Consider the following 21,144-nt stretch of genomic DNA (forward strand, 5'->3'; position numbering starts at 1 on the left):
TAATGCTTCTGATTATACGTTATATAATGCACCATCAATTGTGTATGATGAAGAGTTGATATAAGACGCTTCATCAGATAATAGGAATGCCGTTAAATTTGCTACCTCATGAGCTTCACCATAGCGCTTCATTGGAACTGCTTCTGCGTATGCTGATTGAGCAGCATCTGCAGCACCTGGAGCAACCTTCGACTCAATCTGACGCATCATCTGCGTATTAATTACGCCTGGATTTACTGTGTTTACACGTACATTAAAAGGTGCAGCTTCTAAAGCAGCTACTTTATTAATCCCCATTAATGCATGTTTTGATGAATTATAAAGCATCATTTGTGGAGAACCGATTAGACCGGCTACTGAAGCCATATTTACAATTGAACCTGTTTCTTGCTTTTTCATAACTGGTAGTACATATTTTAAGCCATAGAATGCACCTTTTACGTTAATGCCATATACGAAATCGAAATCTGCTTCTGTGATGTCTTCGAGAGCTTTTGCCGGACCTTCAACACCCGCATTATTCACAAAACCATCAATGCGACCGAATTTCTCTACTGTTTGATCCACATAGTTTTTTACGTCTGCTTCTTTAGAGACATCCGCTTTTAACGTTAGTACGCGATCTTCACCTAACCCTAACTCCTCTGCAACCGCTTTCACAGCTGCTTCATTTAGATCGACTAAAGTTAACTTTGCGCCCTCGCCTGCAAGTTTGCGTGCGATTTCTCTTCCGATACCGCCTGCTGCACCAGTAATAATAATTGCTTTATTTTCAAATTTCATATGATTACCTCCTCAATTAACTTTACTAACATCTATAGTGTACTAAGCTACATTTTTGTATACCATCCGTAATATTTGCTATAATGTCGAGGAAAGCAACACTTATATTCAATCTGTTGATAAGTAGGAGAAGAGTATTATGAAATCCAATTCCGCCCAAGCGTTAAGAACAAAAAGCTTCTTAAAAAATGCTTTTATCGAAATGGTACATAAAAAAGGTTTTAGCTCAGTTACGGTGACAGACATCGTTGGATATGCCCAATATAATCGAACTACTTTTTATTTATATTATAAAAACATATACGACCTAGTTGAAGAATTGATGGCAGAAAAATTTGAAGACATACAGCATTACAGTATGTCTAAGTATGGAAGTAAAAGTCGTGTAGATGTAAAATCCATGACGACAAATTCCTTTGATCTGCTTTATTATATTTATGATCACCGGAATTACTTTACTTTACTACTTTTAGAAGACACGCTTCCATATATGCATCAGCAACTCCCGGAAGCAATATTTAGTTTGCTGACATCGAAATTTGATATACTGTACGGCATACCTTCAGTAGATGATTATTCGCAAAAGCGCTATATGGCCTACGGAACGGCAGGTTTAATAACAGACTGGATCGCAAAAGACTTCGATGCAACACCTGGTGAAATAACACAACGTCTTATCAGTATTTTAAGAACGATGGCAAAGGGGTTTATCGTAAATGATGTAGAAAGTGATAAGCTCTAGGTACTTCTTTCTATAAACATTTTCCCATTAACAGCCTTGCATAAGTATCGCTACTTTATTAATGAGTTAAAAGTAAAAGCAGACGGTTTAAAAGCGCTTTCCCGCATTTTAAACCGTCTGCTTTTCAGATTTTAAATAACACCCATTAGGACAATTCTAGCCACGCCACCGCTTCACAGTGTGTCGTGTGCGGGAACATATCAACTGGCTGCACTTCTTTTGTTTTATATCCGCCATCTTCTAAAATGCGGAGATCGCGTGCAAGGGTTGCAGGGTTGCATGATACATACACGACACGCTTCGGTTTTTGCTCGATAATTGTATTCAGTAACGCTTCATCACAGCCTTTACGCGGTGGATCGACTACTAATACATCTGCTTCTTTACCTTCTTTGTACCAGCGTGGAATGACTTCTTCTGCCGGGCCTGCTTCGAAATAGGTGTTTGTAAAACCGTTTAGCGCTGCATTGCGTTTCGCGTCTTCGATTGCCTGCTCGACAATTTCAACACCCATTACATGACCAGCCTTCTGGGCTAAAAACAGTGAAATGGATCCGATACCGCAGTATGCGTCGATTACGCGTTCATTGCCTGTAAGTTGTGCATAATCAAGTGCCTGTTTATAGAGAACTTCTGTTTGAACAGGGTTGACTTGATAAAACGAGCGTGCCGAAATTTCAAAGCGGACATTGCCGATTGTATCTTCAATTGTATCCTTGCCCCAAAGCGTGAATGTATCATTGCCGAATATAACATTTGTTTTCTCACCATTTATATTTTGCACAATCGATGTGACATTAGGGATAAGCGCACGGATTTTTTCGATTGCCGCGCTCGCCTGCGGGAACTTCTTGGACTTTGTAACAAGTACGACCATTACTTCGCCTGTCGCACGCCCTTTACGAACGACAACGTGACGCAGCATGCCTTGATGGGATTTTTCATCATATGGACGCACACCTAAAATTTCTAATTCACGTTTCAAGTCTGCCATGACAACATCGGCTTCCCCTGTTTGAATTAAACAACGTTCCATATCAACGATTGAGTGTGACTTCGTTTTATAGAAGCCTGCCACCATCTGCCCTGCTTCGTTTTGTGCGAAAGGTATTTGTGATTTGTTGCGGTAATGCCAAGGTTCTTCCATCCCTTTTACCGGATGGACAGGTGCATCGATTTTACCAAGACGCTTCATCACGTTTGAAACCATATTTTGCTTCCATTTCAATTGCCCCTCATATGAAAGATGCTGTAACTGGCATCCTCCACATTGCGAGAAATAGACACATGGCGCTTCTACACGATCAGGCGACTTTTCCAGTATATTCACTACTTTAGCAAAGCCATAATTCTTTAATGTTTTCATGACATGAATTTCGGCAGTTTCTCCAGGAAGTGCCCCTTGTATAAATAATGGATAGCCATCAATTTTTGCGACGCCATTGCCATCATGTGTTAAATCTTCTATATAAACTGTTTGACGATCATTTTTTTTAATTGGTGCAGACATGTTCATTTCTTCCTCTCATTTCAATCACTTTATTGTACCATGCTCCATATATTTTGCACTTATTATACTTTCCTTCACATATCTTTACTAATTCCAATTACTCCTTTTTTTCTAGTATTCAGTAAGTTTTACCTATATAATTCAATTTATAGCTCTAATAATTCTATTTTAAGGAGAAGAAAACCATGTCAGTTCGCAAAAAACTTAATATAGGCTTCATTTTAATCGGAATAATTCTTCTACTTTCAATCGGATTTGCAACCGTTCAGTTTTTCCGTATTGGTGATGAAGTTTCTAAAGCCGTTGATGTACAAATGGCGCAGGTTACGCGTATTAATGATATCCAGCAGCACATATTGTCGCAGGGGATTTATGCACGTGCCTATGCAGTAGACCCTTCTCAAAATAACCTGGATTTACTAAACAACCATACAACAAGCCTCGTTCAATTAATTGAGGAAGTACAAGAAGAAAATATTTTAGCAGAAGCTAAACCGATTATTACAAACTTAAAAGATCAGTCGGAAATAATTGCCGGGCAAATGGATAAGGTGATCTCCTCTGTACAGGCACGTGATATTTCGTCCGCTTTGTCTATGGTAAATGGCGATTATACATATACGAGTGTATTCACTAGTGAACTTGCGGAGAAAGTAGAACAGGTCGAAAACAAAGAGCTTGATAAAGTCGTAAACAATACGAAAGACATGATCTCACTTTCTACGATTTTGTCTATTGTTTTCATTATTATTACGCTTATCGTCATCGGATTTTATATGGTCTATACGAAATACGGTATTACACAGCGTCTTCAATCCATTACAAATGATCTGGAACAAATCGCAGACGGAAATATTAAAGTTGAACATAAACCGGTTCACACAAAAGATGAATTCGGGTTGCTGTCGAATGCTTTTATTTCATTGCAGCGTAACTTTGAGGAGTTGTTGTTAAGTATTCAGCAAAATGCGAATCAGCTTAGCAATTCGGCGGATGCACTTATGAGAAACAGTGGGTCGATTTCTTCGGAAACGGCTCATATTAAAGAACTGATCGAGCATACTGCACAAACAGCCTCAACGATGACCATTGGAGCAAATGAAAGTGCACTTGCTGTAGATGAAACAGCTCAGGGAATTAACTCGATCGCACGTGCAACACAGGACCTGCATAGCGGTGCTGTCACATTAACGCAGTTTGCCAATGATGGTGTGAAAATTATTGATGAAGCGATGCAGCAAATGGAAACAGTGCATACATCGACTCAATCAATATCCAACCTATCAAATGTGTTAATCGAACAGTCGGGGCAGATCAGTACAATAACGAAAGCTATTACCGATATCGCAGATCAGACAAATCTGCTCGCCTTGAATGCTGCCATTGAAGCGGCTAGAGCTGGTGAACACGGGAAAGGCTTTGCTGTAGTCGCAGATGAAGTTCGCAAACTTGCAGAGCAGTCGAAAAAATCGGCAAACGAAATTGTGCATTTAACCGAAACGATTCAGCACAATTCCCAAAATGTTGGCGAAGCGGTGGAAAACAGTCTCAAGTGTGCAACGGATGGCGTTGTTGTCATCGATCGTGCCGGTCAATCATTCCATACGATTACCGACAATATTTACAGTATAACGGAGCGTGTAGAACATATTTCTGCTACATCACAGCAAATTTCAGCAAGCTCTGAAGAAGTTGCCGCTTCTGTCATCGAAATTTCGCAAGGTACTGAAAAAACGATGACCGATGTTGAGCAAGTAGCCAATGCGACTCAACTTCAAACTGAAATTGTTGTTGAAATGGAAGAGCTGTCTAAACGTTTAGCCGATCAGGCAAAACAGCTCCAACAAAGTATGGAGAAATTTACATTATAAAATGAATTGCTTTTAATCACCTTCACTTTAACGGTTTCTAATTGTTGAAGTGAGGGTTTTTTAGAAGTTTCTCGTTGGATATTAGAAGAAATTTTCGTTTATTAGAAAAGTTGAGCGGGAAATTAGAAAATAGGCTTTCTGCAGAGTGTTTAGTTTGCTCTTTTTATAGGGGTGGGCGGATATTAGAACAATGGGGAGCTTTATTAGAAGATGGTGAAAGGATATTAGAACATTTGGCCGGTTTATTTGAACATCTCGGCCCGATATTAGAAGATCCAGCAGATATATTAGAACTTAATTTATTTTATTAGAACATTTAAGCGATATATTAGAACAAACTCCGCCGCAAGCTCACCCGCTCCCGCTCCCCCATAAAACAAAAAACTCACAAGGGCATTCCACTACCCTTGCAAGCCTTAGTTAAATTACTTCTTCATCCGTTTCAATTTCACGAATTCGATTGATTGGCACGAATACTTCAATATGTCGTTTTAAATTTTGGAAAATAGCTGGTGCATCGCCGCCGTACTCCCCGTCCAGGTTTAAATGAACTTCCTGATCGGATGATACGACAACACGGCTTGCTTTTCGGTAAATAACACGCTCGTCGGATAAATGCTCACCACGTAATGCAAGTGAAGCAATACGAATGAAATCCGCAATATTGCATTCCTTTAAAATCATAACGGTAAACAGTCCGTCATTGATCGATGCATCCGGTGCAATTTTTTCAAAGCCGCCTACTGAGTTAGTTAAACCACATAAGAACATCATCGCTTTCCCGTCAAACTCTTCATCATCCATTTGAATTTTCATATGTGTCGCTTTAATGGAAGGAATCATTTCAATCGCCTTCAAGTAATACGCCATCTGTCCAAGTACCGTTTTCATTCTGCTTGGAACTTCATATGTCAGCTCAGTGATTCGCCCGCCTGCAGCAATGTTGATAAAGTAGCGGTTTTCATTTAAAATGCCGACATCTACAGGTATCGTATCCCCTGCAACAATAATGTTCAGTGCTTCCTCGACATTTCGGGGAATCCGAACAGCCCGTGCAAAGTCATTTGTCGTGCCCATTGGAATCAAACCAAGCTTCGGACGTTTTTCACATTGACTAATACCTGCTACTACCTCATTTAACGTACCATCTCCACCTACTGCAATTACGACATCAAATTCACGACGAACAGCCTCGATTGCCGCTTTTGTCGCATCACCTTCACAAGTCGTTGCATGGCACGAAGTTTCGTATCCGGCTATTTCCAGCTTCTCCAGTACTTCTGGAAGATGCCTCTTAAATGCCTCACGACCCGAAGTCGGGTTATATATAATTCTCGCTCTTTTCATTTTGATCTCATCCTGATTAATTATATTTTTCATTCTGTCAAAAGTATACTGCTGTCTGATTTAGAAAAGCAACAATTGCACCTGGGATATTCTCTTCAATAATACGTTTAAAATAGAAAAAAGTTCCTACTATATTATATAGTAAGAACTCGTAAAAGTAACAGAATAAGTAAAATTATATCGCTGCGTTTACTTTATTTTTAAAGTCTTCATATACGTAGCTCCACAGCTTTGAATCGTTTACATATTGTCCGCGCATATTTTCATATACCGCTTTTTGAGCTTCTTCAAATGAAGGATCCTCTTTGTCCGGTAAAGTCGCACGTAAATCTGTAACTAGCTGCTGTAGTTGTGGTGCACGTGGTCCCCATGTAGTAATTACTTCCCCGGCTTCATTTAAAATTAAATACATTGGAATAGCTCGTCCGCCGTTTGTTAAATAACGATCGATTAAATCTGTATCCGCATCGCGTAATGCTGTACGAATTTCCACATCTGCCGCTTCCGCTACTTTACGGATGATCGGGTTGTTAATCATCGCATCCCCGCACCAGTCTTCCGTAATCGCTAAAATATGGACATTTGCATTTTTCAATTTTTCAATGAAAGCTGCATTTTCCGGAAGTTCAAAGCGCTCATAAATTGCAAAGCTTTGTTCTTTCAGTTGGGACATTGCATCCATATATTCCTTCATTGATGTGCTCTCTTCGAAGTATTGTTGTTCTGTTTTCATATATATACCACCTTTCAAATTCTCTATTCTATTTTGCACGTTTTAAAGAAAAAAAGAAAGTTTTATGTGTCAAAATTGTTACACAATAATACAATTCTAAATTTTCAAAACCAGTTGTACGAAACAGCAAATATTTAATATTTTCGAGAATATAAAAATCAATTAAAGTTTTTTTCAAATAATAATACCTTATAGTAAAATAATTAAAAATTTTCTTAATTATTTTATTTATTAGTATCTATAAAATATTTTTAATGTAGTATATATTTCTTATAAATATTCTGATATATTAAAATAACGCATCAAAAAATTATCAGAAAATTTAATTTACATGATTTTCTAGGAGGGTTTATTTATGAAACGCAATAAAAAGGTCGCATTGACTGCTACAGCACTTTCATTATCTGCATTACTTGCAGCTTGTGGTGGTGGAGAAGAATCAAAATCTACATCATCTGGAGATGGTGAAAAAGAATTAGATTTACTAATCACTTCGGAGCCGCCTTCATTACATCCACAATTGGCTTCAGATACAACTTCTGGTGCGATTTTAGAAAACACTTTTGAAGGTTTAACAACAATGGTGGATGGCGAGCCAGTTTTAGCTGCTGCCGAAGACTATAAAGTATCTGATGATCTTTTAACTTATACTTTCACTTTACGTGACGCACAATGGTCAAACGGTGAAAAAGTAACAGCTGAAGATTTCGCTTACGCTTGGAAATGGGCATTAAACCCGGAAAATGCGTCTGAATATTCTTCAATCCTTTACCCTATTAAAGGAGCAGAGGCTTACAATACTGGTAAAGGCACTGCTGAAGATGTGGCGATTAACGTAATCGATGAAAAAACATTAGAAGTAACATTAAACGCTCCAACTCCATATTTCTTGGAATTGACAGCATTCAAAACGTTCTACCCAATTCATAAAGCAACAGCTGAAGCGGATCCAAAATGGTATACAGAAGCAGATACATATGTATCGAACGGTGCATTCAATTTAACTACTTGGAACCATTCAGGCGATATCGTATTAGAGAAAAGCGATACTTACTGGGATACAAAAAATGTAGATATCGATACGGTAAACATTGCAATGGTTGAGTCTGAAACAACTCAAATGACAATGTTCGATGCTGGAGAAGTCGATTTCCTAGGAGCTCCTTATGGGACAATTTCTCTTGATGCAATCGACCGCTTAAAATCAGAAGACAAATTAAACGTTTCTGATATGTCATCTATTTACTGGTACAAGTTCAATACAGAAGATCCAGTAATGCAAAACGAAAACATTCGTAAAGCATTAGCATTGGCGATCGACCGTGAAAGCTTAATTAGTAATGTAGTAAAAGGTGAACAAGAACCTGCATTAGGTATCGTGCCAAACTCTGTTGAGGGCTTCGGCGATGACGAAGGTTACTTCAAAGATGCTAATTTCGATGAAGCGAAAAAATATTTAGAAGCTGGTTTGAAAGAATTAGGCTTAGCTAGCGCTGCGGACTTAGAAGTAAAAGTTTCATACAACACTTCTGAAGCACACTCTGCTATCGCACAATTCATTCAACAAGGCTGGTCATCGAATTTAGGTATTACTGTTAAACTTGATAACTCGGAATGGCAAGTTTACTTAGATAAAATTGGAAATGGCGATTACCAAATTGGTCGTCTTGGTTGGGGCGCTGACTACAATGATGCGTATACATTCCTTGAAATGTATAACTCTGCCGATAACGGCAATAACCAAACTGGCTGGTCAAACGAAGAGTACACTGCATTATTAAATGAGTCAATCACTGAAACAGATCCGGCAAAACGTACGGAAAAATTACTCGCTGCTGAAGCAGTAATTATGGAAGAAATGCCAGTAGCGCCAATTTACTACAACACGAACTTAAACGTTGTATCTGACGAAGTAGAAAACATGGTTCCAGATGCTTTAGGTAACGTTAACCTTAAATATGTTAAAGTGAAGTAATTTTTACTATTTAGTATTTACTCCTGCGATGGTCGAAATCATTTTCAAAAAATCATCGTAAATAGGGAGTGCCTCGAAATGATATTTCGGGCACTCCCTTTCATAGTTTTATCAAATTTTCAAAATAGTATAAAAAGGAGGTACGGACATTGCTTAACTTCATTATTAAACGATTACTTTATATCGTACTTGCAATGTACTTAATTATTACAGCGACGTTTTTCTTAATGCAGCTTGCTCCCGGTAGCCCGTTTACGAGCGAACGTGAATTGCCACCTGCAATCGAAGAACAGTTAAACGCGAAATACGGATTGGATAATCCTTGGTATATCCAATATAAAGACTATTTAGTAGACACGATGACATTTGATTTTGGGGAGTCGATGAAATATAAAGGCCGTTCCACAAATGACATTATCGCAGAGAGCTTCCCTGTATCCCTTGCTTTAGGTCTTCAGGCGATGGTATTGGCAATTGGCCTTGGTGTTTTACTAGGCGTTGTTTCTGCACTGTATCATAATCGCTTTGGAGATTATGCCGCAACAATTTTCGCAATTTTGGGGATTTCGGTTCCTTCATTCATTTTGGCCGGACTGTTACAGTATTACCTGGCATTTGAAGCCGGCTGGTTCCCGGTTAGTGGCTGGAAAGGATTCGCCTATACAATTTTACCTTCATTGGCGATTGCTGTTACCCATGCCGGATTTATTGCTAAACTTACACGTTCTAGTATGTTGGAGCAAAACAATAGTGAGTATGTAAAGCTTGCTCGTGCAAAAGGTTTAGGAAAATGGACAATTGTTTTCAAGCACTCTTTACGTAATGCATTATTACCGGTTGTAACGTATTTAGGTCCACTATTTGCCGGTGTTATTACTGGTTCGTTCGTTATTGAACAGATTTTTGCGGTACCGGGACTTGGCCGCCATTTCGTAACAAGTATTACAAACCGTGACTATACGGTAATTATGGGTACGACTGTGTTCTATTCATTAATTTTATTGCTGGCTGTATTAATCGTAGACATTTTATACAGTGTCATCGATCCACGTATTAAATTGAAAGGAGCGAAAAAATAATGGCTCAAAACGAACAGCAAATACCAAAAGTATCAGCTGACATGTTCGATGTTGTCGGTCGTTCAGAAAATACAGATGCCCTTTCTAAAAAGCAAGTATCTTATTGGAAGGAAGTATTTTATCGTTTCTCTCATAACAAGTTAGCTGTAGTTGGATTAGCCCTTCTTATTATCATTGCAGGTTTTGCAATTTTTGCGCCGATATTCTCTTCTTATACATATGAACAGAATGTCGGATTATACAATACCGCTCCTTCTGCAACACATTGGTTCGGAACGGATGACCTTGCGCGTGATATTTTCGTCCGTGCATGGGAAGGTGCCCGAATTTCATTATTCATCGGTATTACTGCCGCTGTCATTGATTTGATTATCGGGGTTTTATGGGGAAGTATTGCAGGTTTGGCAGGCGGCCGTGTCGATAACATTATGATGCGTATCGCAGACGTATTAACGGCAATCCCTTATTTATTAGTAGTAATTATTTTATTGGTAATTATGGAGCCTGGTTTAGTTCCTATGATTATCGCCCTTTCCATTACCGGTTGGGTAAACATGGCGCGAATTGTACGAAGTGAAGTACTGAAAATTAAAAATCAGGAGTACGTACTTGCTGCTCGTACATTAGGCGCAAATCAATGGCACATCATTAAACGTCACTTAATCCCAAATGCAATGGGTGCTATTTTAGTAACAATGACAATGACTATTCCAAGTGCAATTTTCACAGAGAGTTTCTTAAGCTACTTAGGTTTAGGGGTTCAGGCTCCTTTAGCCAGCTGGGGTACGATGGCCTCTGAAGGTTTCAAAGCACTTCAATCTGCACCATGGCGATTATTGTTCCCTGCAGCTTTAATCTCGATTACAATTTTCGCATTTAACGCAGTTGGAGACGGCTTACGTGACGCACTTGATCCGAAATTACGTAAATAAGGAGAGTGTACGCAATGAAGAAAAAAGTATTAGAAGTAAACGACTTACGTATTAATTTCAAAACGTACGCTGGTGTCGTACAAGCCGTACGCGGAGTAAGCTTTGAATTATACGAAGGCGAAACATTAGCGATCGTTGGTGAATCCGGTTCCGGAAAATCCGTAACGAGTAATGCACTGATGAAGTTAATTCCACAGCCACCTGGTATTTATGCCGGTGGTGAAATCAACTTCAATGGCCGCAATATTATTCCTTTATCTGAAAAAGAAATGATGCAAGTTCGAGGAAATGATATTTCAATGATTTTCCAGGATCCAATGACTGCATTAAATCCAACAATGCGTATCGGTACGCAAATTACCGAAGTGCTTCTGAAGCATAAAAAAGTTACGAGTAAGGACGAAGCAAAAAAACGTGCGGTTGAGCTGCTTGATCAAGTAGGTATCCCTTTCCCTGAAAAACGTTATAAGTCTTATCCTCACGAACTGTCTGGCGGGATGCGTCAACGTGTTGTTATCGCTATCGCACTTGCAGCAGATCCGAAGCTGTTAATTGCCGATGAGCCAACAACAGCACTTGATGTAACGATTCAGGCTCAAATTTTAGAGCTGATGAAAGAACTTCAAAAGAAATCAAATACGTCGATTATTTTCATTACACATGACTTAGGTGTTGTAGCAAATGTTGCAGACCGAGTTGCGGTAATGTACGCCGGTCAAATCGTTGAGTACGGTACTGTCGAAGATATTTTCTACAACCCTCAGCACCCGTATACTTGGGGGCTGCTTGGCTCTATGCCGGACTTGAACAACTCTACGGATGAGCTGTTGATGGCGATTCCGGGTTCACCGCCAAACTTGATCGATCCGCCTAAAGGTGATGCATTTGCACCTCGTAATGAGTTTGCAATGAAAATCGATTTTGAAGTGGAACCTCCAATGTTTAAAGTATCGGATTCACATTACGCGAAAACTTGGCTACTGCATCCTGATGCACCAAAAATGCCTGTACCTGATGCGGTAGCACGCCGTATTAAAGGCTATCAACAGGAGGGCATGTAATTATGGCAAATAAAATATTAGAAGTAAAAGGCTTAAAACAATATTTTGGCACTGCCAAACAGCCGATCAAAGCGATCGATGGCATCTCCTTTGATGTGTATGAAGGCGAAACATTAGGCTTAGTTGGAGAGTCAGGCTGTGGTAAATCAACGACTGGACGCTCGATTATCCGCCTTTACGATATTACAGAAGGCCAAATCACCTTCAAAGGCAAAAACATCTCAGAAATGAAATCACGTAAAGAATTGATGCAATTCAACCGTGAAATGCAAATGATTTTCCAAGACCCTTATGCGAGTTTAAACCCTCGTATGACGGCCGGTGAATTAATTGCAGAAGGCTTTGAAATCCATGGTCTTTATAAGAATAAAAAAGAACGCCAAGCCCGTATCGGTGAATTGCTGGAAGCAGTCGGACTGACACGCGAGCATGCCAACCGTTATGCCCACGAGTTTTCTGGTGGTCAGCGTCAACGTATCGGCATTGCCCGTGCACTTAGTTTAGACCCAAGCTTCATCATTGCAGACGAACCGATTTCTGCGCTTGATGTTTCTATCCAAGCACAGGTAGTAAACTTATTGAAGCAGCTTCAAAAAGAACGCGGATTAACTTATTTATTCATCGCCCATGATTTATCGATGGTAAAATATATATCAGACCGAATTGCGGTTATGTATCGCGGAAAAATATTAGAACTTGGAAGCGCGGATGAGATTTACAACAATCCAATCCACCCTTATACGAAGTCTCTATTATCAGCAGTTCCTCAGCCAGATCCGGCTTACGAACGCAATCGTACACGTATCCCGTACAAACATGTTGAACATGATCCAGCAGCTAAAGTTATCGAAGCCCGCCCTGGCCATTTCGTATTTGGTACAGAATCACAAGTAAAAGACTGGGCTAAATAAAAGAACAATAAAAAACTCCTTCACGAGGCAATGTGAAGGAGTTCTTTCTATATAATAAGGAAATTTCCAATGACTATAACTTAATAATTAAAATGCTTCTGATGTTGTTTTTGCTTGCATATGCAATGTTAAATAATCCGGTCCGCCTGCTTTAGAGTCAGTACCTGACATGTTGAAGCCACCAAATGGTTGGTAACCAACGATTGCACCTGTACAGCCACGGTTGAAATAAAGGTTTCCAACATGGAACTCTTCACGAGCATACTCTAAGTTCATACGGTCGTTTGTAATTACTGCACCTGTTAAACCGTATTCCGTATTGTTTGCAATATCAATCGCTTCTTCGAATGAATCTGCTTTTGTAATCGCTACTACTGGACCGAAGATTTCTTCTTTCATAATACGTGCTTCCGGATCCACATCGGCAAATACTGTCGGATGTACGAAGTAACCAACTGAATCATCTGCAGTACCGCCAGCAACTAAACGGCCTTCTGTTTTACCGATTTCAATATATTCGCTGATTTTTTTGAATGCAGCCGAATCGATTACTGTAGCCATAAAGTTGTTGTTGTCTGAAGGGTCACCGATTGTTAATGAGTTCGTTAACTCTTCCACACGTTTTACAACTTGATCATATACATCTTTTACGATTACGACACGTGAACATGCTGAACATTTTTGTCCAGAAAAACCGAAAGCTGATTTAACAATGGACTGTGCAGCTAACTCTAAATCTGCATCTTTATCAACAACGATAGTATCTTTACCGCCCATTTCAGCGATAACACGTTTAATCCAGATTTGACCTGGGCTTAATTTTGATGCGCGTTCGTTAATACGTAAGCCGACATCACGAGAACCTGTAAAGCTGATGAAACGTGTTTTCGGGTGGTCTACTAGGTAGTCCCCTACTTCCGCTCCGCTACCAGGTACGAAGTTTACTACACCTTTCGGTAAACCTGCTTCTTCAAGCACTTCAATAAATTTATACGCGACAACCGGTGTTGTTGATGCTGGTTTTAATAGTACTGTGTTACCAGTAACTACAGCCGCTACTGTTGTACCTGCCATAATAGCAAACGGGAAGTTCCAAGGTGAAATAACAATCCCGATTCCTAGAGGGATATAATCATAACGGTTGTATTCATTCGGACGGCTTTCTACTTTACGACCATCTTTCATTTCAAGCATTTGACGGCCATAATATTCTAAAAAGTCGATTGCTTCTGCAGTATCTGCATCCGCTTCATTCCATGGCTTACCTGCTTCTTTCGTTAACCAGGCAGAAAATTCATGCTTGCGGCGGCGGATAATTGTCGCTGCCTTGAACAAAACGTCTGCACGGATTTCAGGTTTAACTTTTTTCCATGACTTGAATGCTTTATCCGCTTCTTGCATCGCTTTTTCAGCCAAGTCTTTTGAAGCTTTTGAAACAGAGCCGATCACTTCTGTTTTCTTTGCCGGGTTATATGATACAATTTTTTCTTCTGTCGTAATACGTTCGCCACCGATAATTAGAGGATAGTCGGCACCAAGCTGTGATTCTACTTTTTTAAGCGCTTCCAAATAAGCTTGCTTGTTTTCTTCTACCGAGAAATCTGTAAATGGTTCATGTTTATAGTTAATCATTTATCATTACCTCCGATATTAAGTGCAATATATTTTTGCATCATATTATGTTACTTAATTTGAATTATGCAATATAATAATGCTTAAAGCAATTATTTTTTCTAAATTACGCAAATTATCTCAATACGACATTCCCATGCTAAAATGAAATGGAGGGGGTTACACCGCATGAATCAACTAGATCGCTCTAGTGTTTTTGAGTTTTTGATTGAAAAAATAGAAACCGGAATTTGCGCTATTGATGAAAATGGACGAGTCATCGTTTACAACAAAAAAATGCGCGAACTTACCGGTGAATCACTTGAACAAATTACACAGCGCTTTTTATCACAGTCGCTAGACTTCAACTTGGAGCAAAATATGCTGCAAAAAGTTTTAGCTTCGGGTCAAAGTTTCAAACATATTAAGCAAACGTTCTGGAATGCCCGTGGTGAAGAAGTGGCACTGATGAATGACTATTATCCATATACCCTAAATGATGGGACAAAAATCGCTATCCAATTTTCCCGCGATATTACACAGCAGGAATTTTTAATGGACCGTCCTTTAAGCCGTTACGGCGCTCCATTAACTTTTGATATCATTACTGCTGTCTCAAAATCGATGAAGCAAGTAATCCAGCAAGCCAAAATTGCTGCGCTGGGACGTATTCCGGTCATGCTTGTCGGTGAATCAGGAACAGGGAAAGATATGATAGCAGAAGGGATTCATCATGAGCTGGCAGAAAAAAACGAACGCTTTATTACACTTATTTGCCGCCGCAATGAAGAAACATTGCTCACTCAAATTGAAAAATATATTGCCGAAGAAAAAAACTATACGTTTTTTGCTGAGCGGATTGAGTTTTTATCAGATGAAGCACAGAACCGTATCGTGGAGCTTCTGGAGCAACATTCCGAACGAAACCATGTATTTATAGCAAGTATTGGTGAAGACCCGATTGACTTAATACAAAAAGGTCACCTTTCCAAAAATCTGTACTACTTATTCTCCAACCTGACTATTCAAGTGCCGGCTTTACGTGAGCGTCGTGAAGACATCAAACCTTTCGTGGATGATTATTTCGCTCGCCGACGTATTGCGTATGGCAGCCCTGTGAAAGGTTTGGCACCTGATATCGAGGAAATATTTATGAACTATGACTGGCCAGGAAATTTAAAAGAACTTGAAGTATTACTGGATGATATCAGCTCACTACTCACAACGGAAGAGTATGTCGAACTTATACATATACCAGCATATTTCAAGTGGAAGCTCCAGCAAGCCGTGCCGCATACTACCGAGGAGCAAAAATTGTTCGACTTCTCCGGACAAACATTGCAGCCTCTTGATGAATATATGCGTAAAGTTGAAGATTATTATATTTCGCATGCCTTACAGCTAAACGATGGAAATATTTCACAAACAGCTAAAGCACTCGGCATCCACCGGCAAGGTTTACAATACCGTTTAAAACGCAAATGAAATGGTAATATATTCTATAATTTGCCATTAAAGAGGCGCCTGACACAGGGGTCTCTTTTTCATTTCCATTTGTGCAACATTTCATTGCATGTTATATAAATTGCGTATTTAAGAGAATGTAAACGTTTTAATAAAGTATTTCAGCAAAATTTTTTTGCGTTAAAAATCGTTGGTATTCCTCGATTTCCCTTCTAGCAAACCCTGAACCTCTCAAAATTTGTTTCCTTTTTTAAATTTTTTGTTTTATACTCACCTCAATAACAATAAAATACTTTTTTCAACGCAGGGGGATTGATTAAAATGTCATTAAAAGATTTTTTTATCGCACTTTCAGAGAATCAAACATTAAATTCTGCAGCTCAAAAGTACGGATTTAAGCTGGGGGCGCAAAGTGTCGTTGCAGGTACAAATATCGATGAAGTGATAGAAAGCATCAAACATTTAAATGCACAAGGTATTTCTTGCACGGTTGATAATCTAGGGGAATTTGTGTTTGAAAAGTCTGCTGCACTTGCTGCAAAAGAGCAAATTTTGGCCGTAATCGAACGCATTCACAGTGAAAACCTTGATGCACATATTTCACTAAAACCTTCACAATTAGGGTTGGATATTGACTTTGAATTCTGCTTTGAAAATTTAAAAGAGATCGTTGCATTAGCAAATGAATATCAAATTTTTGTTAACTTCGATATGGAAAACTATGCTCGTCTACATCCTTCATTTGAGCTATTGGAAAAGATCCACGCTGAATACAATAATGTCGGAACAGTAATTCAAGCATACTTTTTCGAATCGGATGAAAATGTCGAACGCTTTAAAGATTACCGCTTACGTATCGTAAAAGGTGCTTACAAAGAAGATGAATCTGTCGCTTATCAAAATAAAGCCGATATTGACCGCAAGTTTATCGAGCAAATTGAATACCATTTACTACATGGCAAATTCACTTCAATTGCGACACATGATCACAATGTCATTAATCATGTTAAACAATTTGTCCAAAAGCATAATATTCCTAATGATAAATTTGAGTTCCAAATGCTTTACGGCTTCCGAAAAGAGATGCAGTTGAGTCTTGCTAAAGAAGGATACAACTTCTGTACGTATGTACCGTTTGGTAATGATTGGTATGGTTACTTTATGCGTCGCTTAGCTGAACGCCCGCAAAACCTGACACTTGTCACAAAACAAGTATTTACGAAAAAAACAAATACAATTTTAGCGGTTGCAGCAGGTGCGTTTTTAGCTGGACGTATGTCTAAAAAGTACAGATAAGTTCAGATGCGCCATATTTTATTGCGTTGACGACCATCTATCGAAGCATGTTAAACTAGTCAAAAATTATCAATAAAGGAGTTGTCTTTATGTCGGATTATAGCTATCAGTTGTTAGCCATTATTCTTTACATGATTGCAATGCTTGGTATCGGTTGGTATGCCTTCCGAAAAACTAGTAACCTGACAGACTATATGCTAGGCGGGCGCGGTCTAGGTGCAGCGGTAACAGCATTAAGTGCCGGAGCATCGGATATGTCGGGCTGGCTATTAATGGGGCTTCCTGGTGCAATCTATTTATCAGGACTAGTGGAAGCTTGGATTGCAATCGGATTGACAGTCGGTGCCTATTTAAACTGGTTACTTGTAGCACCTCGATTACGTATTTATACACATGTAACAAAGGATTCCATCACAATTCCAAGTTATTTGGATAATCGTTTGCGTGACAACACAAAACTATTACGTATCGCATCAGGGATTATCATTTTAGTATTCTTTACATTCTATGTATCTTCCGGAATGGTATCAGGCGGCAAGTTTTTCGAAAGCTCATTCGGAATGGATTATCATACAGGTCTTTTATTCGTATCTGCGGTAGTTGTTGCCTACACATTATTTGGCGGATTCCTGGCTGTTAGTTATACGGATGTAATTCAAGGTATTATTATGCTTGTTACTTTAATTGCGGTTCCAGTTTTCGGAATTTTCTTAACTGGTGGTATTGGAGAAACGGTCGATTCTATTAAAGCGGTAGATCCGGAAATGTTCAGCCTTCTGCCATCTACTGTTACTGCAGCGGCTATTATCTCTTCTCTTGCATGGGGACTTGGCTATTTTGGTCAGCCGCATATCATCGTACGCTTTATGGCGATTTCATCTGTTAAAGAAACGAAAAGCGCACGACGTATTGGTATTGGCTGGATGATTTTCAGTTTAATAGGTGCCCTTGCAACAGCATTGGTTGGTGTAGCTTACTTCCAGCAGCAAGGTACGGAATTAAAGGATGCTGAAACGGTATTTATCGTACTAGGGCAAATTTTATTCCACCCGTTCATTGCAGGAATTATACTTGCAGCAATTTTAGCAGCAGTAATGAGTACAATTTCTTCCCAATTAATCGTTACTTCTTCAGCACTTATTGAAGATATTTATAAAGCTTTATTCAACAAGACTGCGACAGATAAACATTATGTATTTTTAGGTCGTGTCGCAGTACTATTCGTATCTATTATTGCGGCAATTGTTGCATGGAATCCTGAAAGTACAATTTTAGGTCTTGTAGCATTCGCATGGGCCGGTTTCGGTGCTGCATTCGGTCCAATCATTTTACTTTCTCTGTTCTGGCGTAAGCTTACAAACTACGGAGCACTTGCCGGAATGGTTGCCGGTGCGGCAGTTGCATTCGTTTGGGGACGTACGGAAAGTTTAACAAGTATGCTTTATGAGATTGTACCTGGCTTCATCGCGTGTTTAGTCGTTGCAGTTGTAGTAAGTATTGTGACGTATAAACCAAATGCGGAAATCGAAGAAGAATTCAATGAAACACAGCGTATTTTAAAAGAAGAGCAATAGTATCAATAAAACGGTATGATCTTTTATAAGATATACCGTTTTTTCAATATCCGGAAAAACTTTTAATGGAGGTACTTTATGCAACTTGCACAACTATTCCCTTCCCTTAAGAAACATCATACATACCCGGCAATCCAAAATTCTGCAACTGTCGTTTTTTATGATTCACCTAATGCGTGCTGGTATGAGATTGCCAAAAGCGAAATTACGGAACGAGATGCTCTTTTGTTAAAACATTTTTACTATGAATGCAGTGAGCAAACCGATCCGTGGTTATTATTATTAACGCAAGGTGTTGTACGAAAGCCGCTTACTTATACTTCTATTCGGATTTTACAATATCATATCAATAAAGATGCCGAGCAATTAAAGTATGCGATCGAACTTTTCTTTATAGATGATGCTTACCTTCTTGAAATTTCTCCAAATACTTTCTGGATTATATTGTTTAAAGATTATTCACGGGAGGAACTGGAGGGTTTCATCGCCATACTGGAAAATGACTTTTATTTGCATGGACAACTTTTTATAGGTCAAATGCTGCCGGTTTGTGAAATGCTCCACCACTCTTTCACATCGGAGCAAAAAATATTTCAGGCCATCTTAGAACGGCAACATGAAAGAATCTATACTTTTTCTGAAAGCTTCTTAACTTTATTGCCATTACAATTAAATGTTCCATTACAGCAATACTTGCAGCATACATTGTTTAATAATTTAAATGATGAAATGATTACCACCATTACAACCCTATTTTCTCACAATGGAAATATGTCCTCTGCCGCAAAGGAATTACATATACATCGCAATACATTGTTGTATCGTACACAACGGTATTTTGAAGAAACTTCTTTGGATTTAAAGCGTAGTGATGACCTGTTATTAGCCTATTTAGCAGCACAATTAAATAAATTAACAAAAGAAATCTGAAAATTTTAAGCACATTGCACAAAGGATTTTCCCTCTTAATCTTTTATAATATGAAAAAAGGAGGACTGGTTTTTTATGTTAGATTTTGATCATATTGTAAAGCGTTATCCTGACGGCTATGTAGCTGTTGAAAATTTCCATTTAAAGGTTGAGCCGGGTGAATTTCTTGTACTTGTTGGTCCTTCTGGTTGCGGGAAGTCCACTACTTTACGTATGGTAGCAGGACTGGAATCCATTTCGGAAGGGGAACTTCGTATCGAAGGTAAACGAGTGAATGAAGTGGAACCGAAAGACCGTGACATTGCAATGGTATTCCAAAACTACGCTCTTTATCCGCATATGAATGTATATGATAATATGGCTTTTGGGTTGAAACTGCGTAAATTCTCAAAAGACCAGATTGATAAAAAAGTACGTGAAGCTGCTGCAATTTTAGGTTTATCGGATTTATTGGACAAGAAGCCGAAATCCCTTTCAGGTGGTCAACGCCAGCGTGTTGCATTAGGACGTGCCATTGTTCGTGATGCGAAACTGTTTTTAATGGACGAGCCATTATCGAACTTGGATGCAAAACTTCGTGTACAAATGCGCTCTGAAATTACGAAGCTCCATTATCGTTTAAATACTACAACTATTTATGTTACGCACGATCAGACGGAAGCGATGACGATGGCTTCACGTATTGTTGTAATGAAAGACGGTGTCATTCAGCAAATCGGAACACCGCGTGAAGTATACGATACACCTGAAAATGTATTTGTTGGCGGGTTTATTGGTTCACCGGCGATGAACTTCCTTCGTGGGAATGTTGTTGGGGAATATTTTGAAATCGGCGGCGAAAAAGTTCGCATTCCAGATGAAAAACTAAAAGTATTAAAAGAACAAAACTATACAAATCGAGAAATCATTTTAGGTATCCGTCCTGAAGATATTAACGACGGCAATAAACAGGACACAAGCAGTGTCGTTAAAACTATAGTGCAAGTAAGTGAATTAACCGGTGCAGAAATGATTGTTTATGCGTCAATTGATGACCAGCAATTTGTAGGTAAAATACATCCGGATGCAGATGTTGCTATGGGCGAAGAGCTTTCACTGAACTTCAACTTAGCGAAAGCACACTTCTTTGATCCGGCAACTGAAATGCGTATTCGCTGATTAATGAATAATTAGATGAAAAGGCTCGGACATAATCCAAAAAAGCTATTTTTCTCTGAGAGAAAAATAGCTTTTTTTGCTGTGCGTTAAAATTGATTTCCATTCCGGGACGCTTTCCGCGGGCGTGGCCTGAGCCTGTAGTCTCAGGCGTCACGCTTTTCCCGCAG

General features: G+C 39.1%; 18 protein-coding genes. 13 read left to right on the plus strand and 5 right to left on the minus strand.

Going from position 1 to position 21,144, the window contains the following annotated elements; all coding sequences use genetic code 11:
* Positions 1–12: 12 nt before the first annotated feature.
* Positions 13–783 carry an SDR family NAD(P)-dependent oxidoreductase gene (locus MKY27_RS15630; RefSeq protein WP_339196192.1) on the minus strand — a complete coding sequence of 257 codons (771 nt, stop codon included), beginning with the start codon at positions 781–783 and terminating at the stop codon, positions 13–15.
* A gap of 139 nt (positions 784–922) precedes the next feature.
* On the opposite strand from MKY27_RS15630, the gene MKY27_RS15635 reads away from it, so the two are divergent.
* Positions 923–1,525 (plus strand): TetR/AcrR family transcriptional regulator, encoded by a 603-nt coding sequence (locus MKY27_RS15635; RefSeq protein WP_339196194.1) that lies wholly within the window; start codon positions 923–925, stop codon positions 1,523–1,525.
* A 145-nt stretch (positions 1,526–1,670) separates the two neighbouring features.
* Here the strand turns inward: MKY27_RS15635 and rlmD are convergent, their stop codons facing one another.
* A complete protein-coding gene (gene rlmD / locus MKY27_RS15640; RefSeq protein ID WP_339196196.1) occupies positions 1,671–3,035 on the minus strand; it encodes a 23S rRNA (uracil(1939)-C(5))-methyltransferase RlmD in 1,365 nt (454 codons plus the stop codon).
* Positions 3,036–3,220: 185 nt separating this feature from the next.
* Here rlmD and MKY27_RS15645 point away from each other — a divergent pair, with 185 nt between their 5' ends.
* The gene (locus tag MKY27_RS15645) at positions 3,221–4,906 is read left to right on the plus strand and encodes a HAMP domain-containing methyl-accepting chemotaxis protein (protein ID WP_339196198.1); all 1,686 of its coding nucleotides are present in this window, start codon (positions 3,221–3,223) and stop codon (positions 4,904–4,906) included.
* Between the two features lie 74 nt (positions 4,907–4,980).
* Positions 4,981–5,217, plus strand: coding sequence for a hypothetical protein (locus MKY27_RS15650; RefSeq protein ID WP_339196200.1), 237 nt, complete (start codon positions 4,981–4,983; stop codon positions 5,215–5,217).
* A 109-nt stretch (positions 5,218–5,326) separates the two neighbouring features.
* On the opposite strand, the gene MKY27_RS15655 is transcribed toward MKY27_RS15650, so the two are convergent.
* Both MKY27_RS15655 and MKY27_RS15660 read right to left on the minus strand, forming a co-directional pair.
* Positions 5,327–6,253: a diacylglycerol kinase gene (locus MKY27_RS15655; RefSeq protein ID WP_339173807.1), complete on the minus strand. Its 927-nt coding sequence runs from the start codon at positions 6,251–6,253 to the stop codon at positions 5,327–5,329.
* Between the two features lie 175 nt (positions 6,254–6,428).
* Positions 6,429–6,986, minus strand: coding sequence for a thioredoxin family protein (locus MKY27_RS15660; protein ID WP_339196202.1), 558 nt, complete (start codon positions 6,984–6,986; stop codon positions 6,429–6,431).
* Positions 6,987–7,341: 355 nt separating this feature from the next.
* On the opposite strand from MKY27_RS15660, the gene MKY27_RS15665 reads away from it, so the two are divergent.
* The 5 genes from MKY27_RS15665 to MKY27_RS15685 all read left to right on the plus strand — a co-directional run bounded on the left by MKY27_RS15665 (position 7,342) and on the right by MKY27_RS15685 (position 12,944).
* Positions 7,342–8,961, plus strand: a complete 1,620-nt coding sequence (locus MKY27_RS15665; protein WP_339196204.1) for a peptide ABC transporter substrate-binding protein — start codon at positions 7,342–7,344, stop codon at positions 8,959–8,961.
* A 149-nt stretch (positions 8,962–9,110) separates the two neighbouring features.
* Positions 9,111–10,040 (plus strand): ABC transporter permease, encoded by a 930-nt coding sequence (locus tag MKY27_RS15670; RefSeq protein WP_008405519.1) that lies wholly within the window; start codon positions 9,111–9,113, stop codon positions 10,038–10,040.
* Positions 10,040–10,972, plus strand: a complete 933-nt coding sequence (locus tag MKY27_RS15675; protein WP_339173811.1) for an ABC transporter permease — start codon at positions 10,040–10,042, stop codon at positions 10,970–10,972. The genes MKY27_RS15670 and MKY27_RS15675 overlap by 1 nt, the downstream gene beginning before the upstream one ends.
* A 14-nt stretch (positions 10,973–10,986) precedes the next feature.
* Positions 10,987–12,033, plus strand: a complete 1,047-nt coding sequence (locus tag MKY27_RS15680; RefSeq protein ID WP_339196206.1) for an ABC transporter ATP-binding protein — start codon at positions 10,987–10,989, stop codon at positions 12,031–12,033.
* Between the two features lie 2 nt (positions 12,034–12,035).
* Entirely contained in the window at positions 12,036–12,944 is a 909-nt protein-coding gene (locus MKY27_RS15685; protein ID WP_339173813.1) for an ATP-binding cassette domain-containing protein, read from the plus strand.
* Positions 12,945–13,031: 87 nt separating this feature from the next.
* Here MKY27_RS15685 and pruA read toward each other — a convergent pair whose 3' ends face one another.
* On the minus strand, positions 13,032–14,576 hold the full coding sequence (gene pruA, locus MKY27_RS15690; protein WP_339173815.1) for an L-glutamate gamma-semialdehyde dehydrogenase: 1,545 nt from the start codon (positions 14,574–14,576) through the stop codon (positions 13,032–13,034).
* Positions 14,577–14,744: 168 nt separating this feature from the next.
* Between pruA and MKY27_RS15695 the strand changes: the two genes are divergently transcribed.
* The 5 genes from MKY27_RS15695 to ugpC all read left to right on the plus strand — a co-directional run bounded on the left by MKY27_RS15695 (position 14,745) and on the right by ugpC (position 20,977).
* Positions 14,745–16,040: a sigma 54-interacting transcriptional regulator gene (locus MKY27_RS15695; protein WP_339196208.1), complete on the plus strand. Its 1,296-nt coding sequence runs from the start codon at positions 14,745–14,747 to the stop codon at positions 16,038–16,040.
* A 300-nt stretch (positions 16,041–16,340) separates the two neighbouring features.
* Entirely contained in the window at positions 16,341–17,315 is a 975-nt protein-coding gene (locus tag MKY27_RS15700) for a proline dehydrogenase family protein (protein ID WP_339196209.1), read from the plus strand.
* 89 nt (positions 17,316–17,404) lie between these two features.
* On the plus strand, positions 17,405–18,889 hold the full coding sequence (gene putP / locus MKY27_RS15705; RefSeq protein ID WP_339173820.1) for a sodium/proline symporter PutP: 1,485 nt from the start codon (positions 17,405–17,407) through the stop codon (positions 18,887–18,889).
* Positions 18,890–18,967: 78 nt separating this feature from the next.
* Positions 18,968–19,819 (plus strand): helix-turn-helix domain-containing protein, encoded by an 852-nt coding sequence (locus MKY27_RS15710; RefSeq protein WP_339196211.1) that lies wholly within the window; start codon positions 18,968–18,970, stop codon positions 19,817–19,819.
* Positions 19,820–19,894: 75 nt separating this feature from the next.
* Complete coding sequence (gene ugpC / locus MKY27_RS15715; RefSeq protein ID WP_339196212.1) at positions 19,895–20,977, plus strand: sn-glycerol-3-phosphate ABC transporter ATP-binding protein UgpC; 1,083 nt, start codon at positions 19,895–19,897, stop codon at positions 20,975–20,977.
* Positions 20,978–21,144: the final 167 nt, after the last annotated feature.

Origin of the sequence: Solibacillus sp. FSL R5-0449 (assembly GCF_037975215.1) — a bacterium.
Taxonomy (GTDB): domain Bacteria; phylum Bacillota; class Bacilli; order Bacillales_A; family Planococcaceae; genus Solibacillus.

Bases quoted from the DNA above. Each gene is read 5' to 3' on its own strand.
- MKY27_RS15700 (WP_339196209.1), top strand. From the start codon at position 16,341: ATGTCATTAAAAGATTTTTTTATCGCACTTTCAGAGAATCAAACATTA.
- MKY27_RS15645 (WP_339196198.1), top strand. From the start codon at position 3,221: ATGTCAGTTCGCAAAAAACTTAATATAGGCTTCATTTTAATCGGAATA.
- ugpC (WP_339196212.1), top strand. From the start codon at position 19,895: ATGTTAGATTTTGATCATATTGTAAAGCGTTATCCTGACGGCTATGTA.
- MKY27_RS15680 (WP_339196206.1), top strand. From the start codon at position 10,987: ATGAAGAAAAAAGTATTAGAAGTAAACGACTTACGTATTAATTTCAAA.
- MKY27_RS15660 (WP_339196202.1), bottom strand. From the start codon at position 6,986: ATGAAAACAGAACAACAATACTTCGAAGAGAGCACATCAATGAAGGAA.
- MKY27_RS15665 (WP_339196204.1), top strand. From the start codon at position 7,342: ATGAAACGCAATAAAAAGGTCGCATTGACTGCTACAGCACTTTCATTA.
- MKY27_RS15710 (WP_339196211.1), top strand. From the start codon at position 18,968: ATGCAACTTGCACAACTATTCCCTTCCCTTAAGAAACATCATACATAC.
- MKY27_RS15635 (WP_339196194.1), top strand. From the start codon at position 923: ATGAAATCCAATTCCGCCCAAGCGTTAAGAACAAAAAGCTTCTTAAAA.
- MKY27_RS15675 (WP_339173811.1), top strand. From the start codon at position 10,040: ATGGCTCAAAACGAACAGCAAATACCAAAAGTATCAGCTGACATGTTC.
- MKY27_RS15655 (WP_339173807.1), bottom strand. From the start codon at position 6,253: ATGAAAAGAGCGAGAATTATATATAACCCGACTTCGGGTCGTGAGGCA.
- putP (WP_339173820.1), top strand. From the start codon at position 17,405: ATGTCGGATTATAGCTATCAGTTGTTAGCCATTATTCTTTACATGATT.
- MKY27_RS15685 (WP_339173813.1), top strand. From the start codon at position 12,036: ATGGCAAATAAAATATTAGAAGTAAAAGGCTTAAAACAATATTTTGGC.
- pruA (WP_339173815.1), bottom strand. From the start codon at position 14,576: ATGATTAACTATAAACATGAACCATTTACAGATTTCTCGGTAGAAGAA.
- MKY27_RS15630 (WP_339196192.1), bottom strand. From the start codon at position 783: ATGAAATTTGAAAATAAAGCAATTATTATTACTGGTGCAGCAGGCGGT.
- rlmD (WP_339196196.1), bottom strand. From the start codon at position 3,035: ATGTCTGCACCAATTAAAAAAAATGATCGTCAAACAGTTTATATAGAA.
- MKY27_RS15695 (WP_339196208.1), top strand. From the start codon at position 14,745: ATGAATCAACTAGATCGCTCTAGTGTTTTTGAGTTTTTGATTGAAAAA.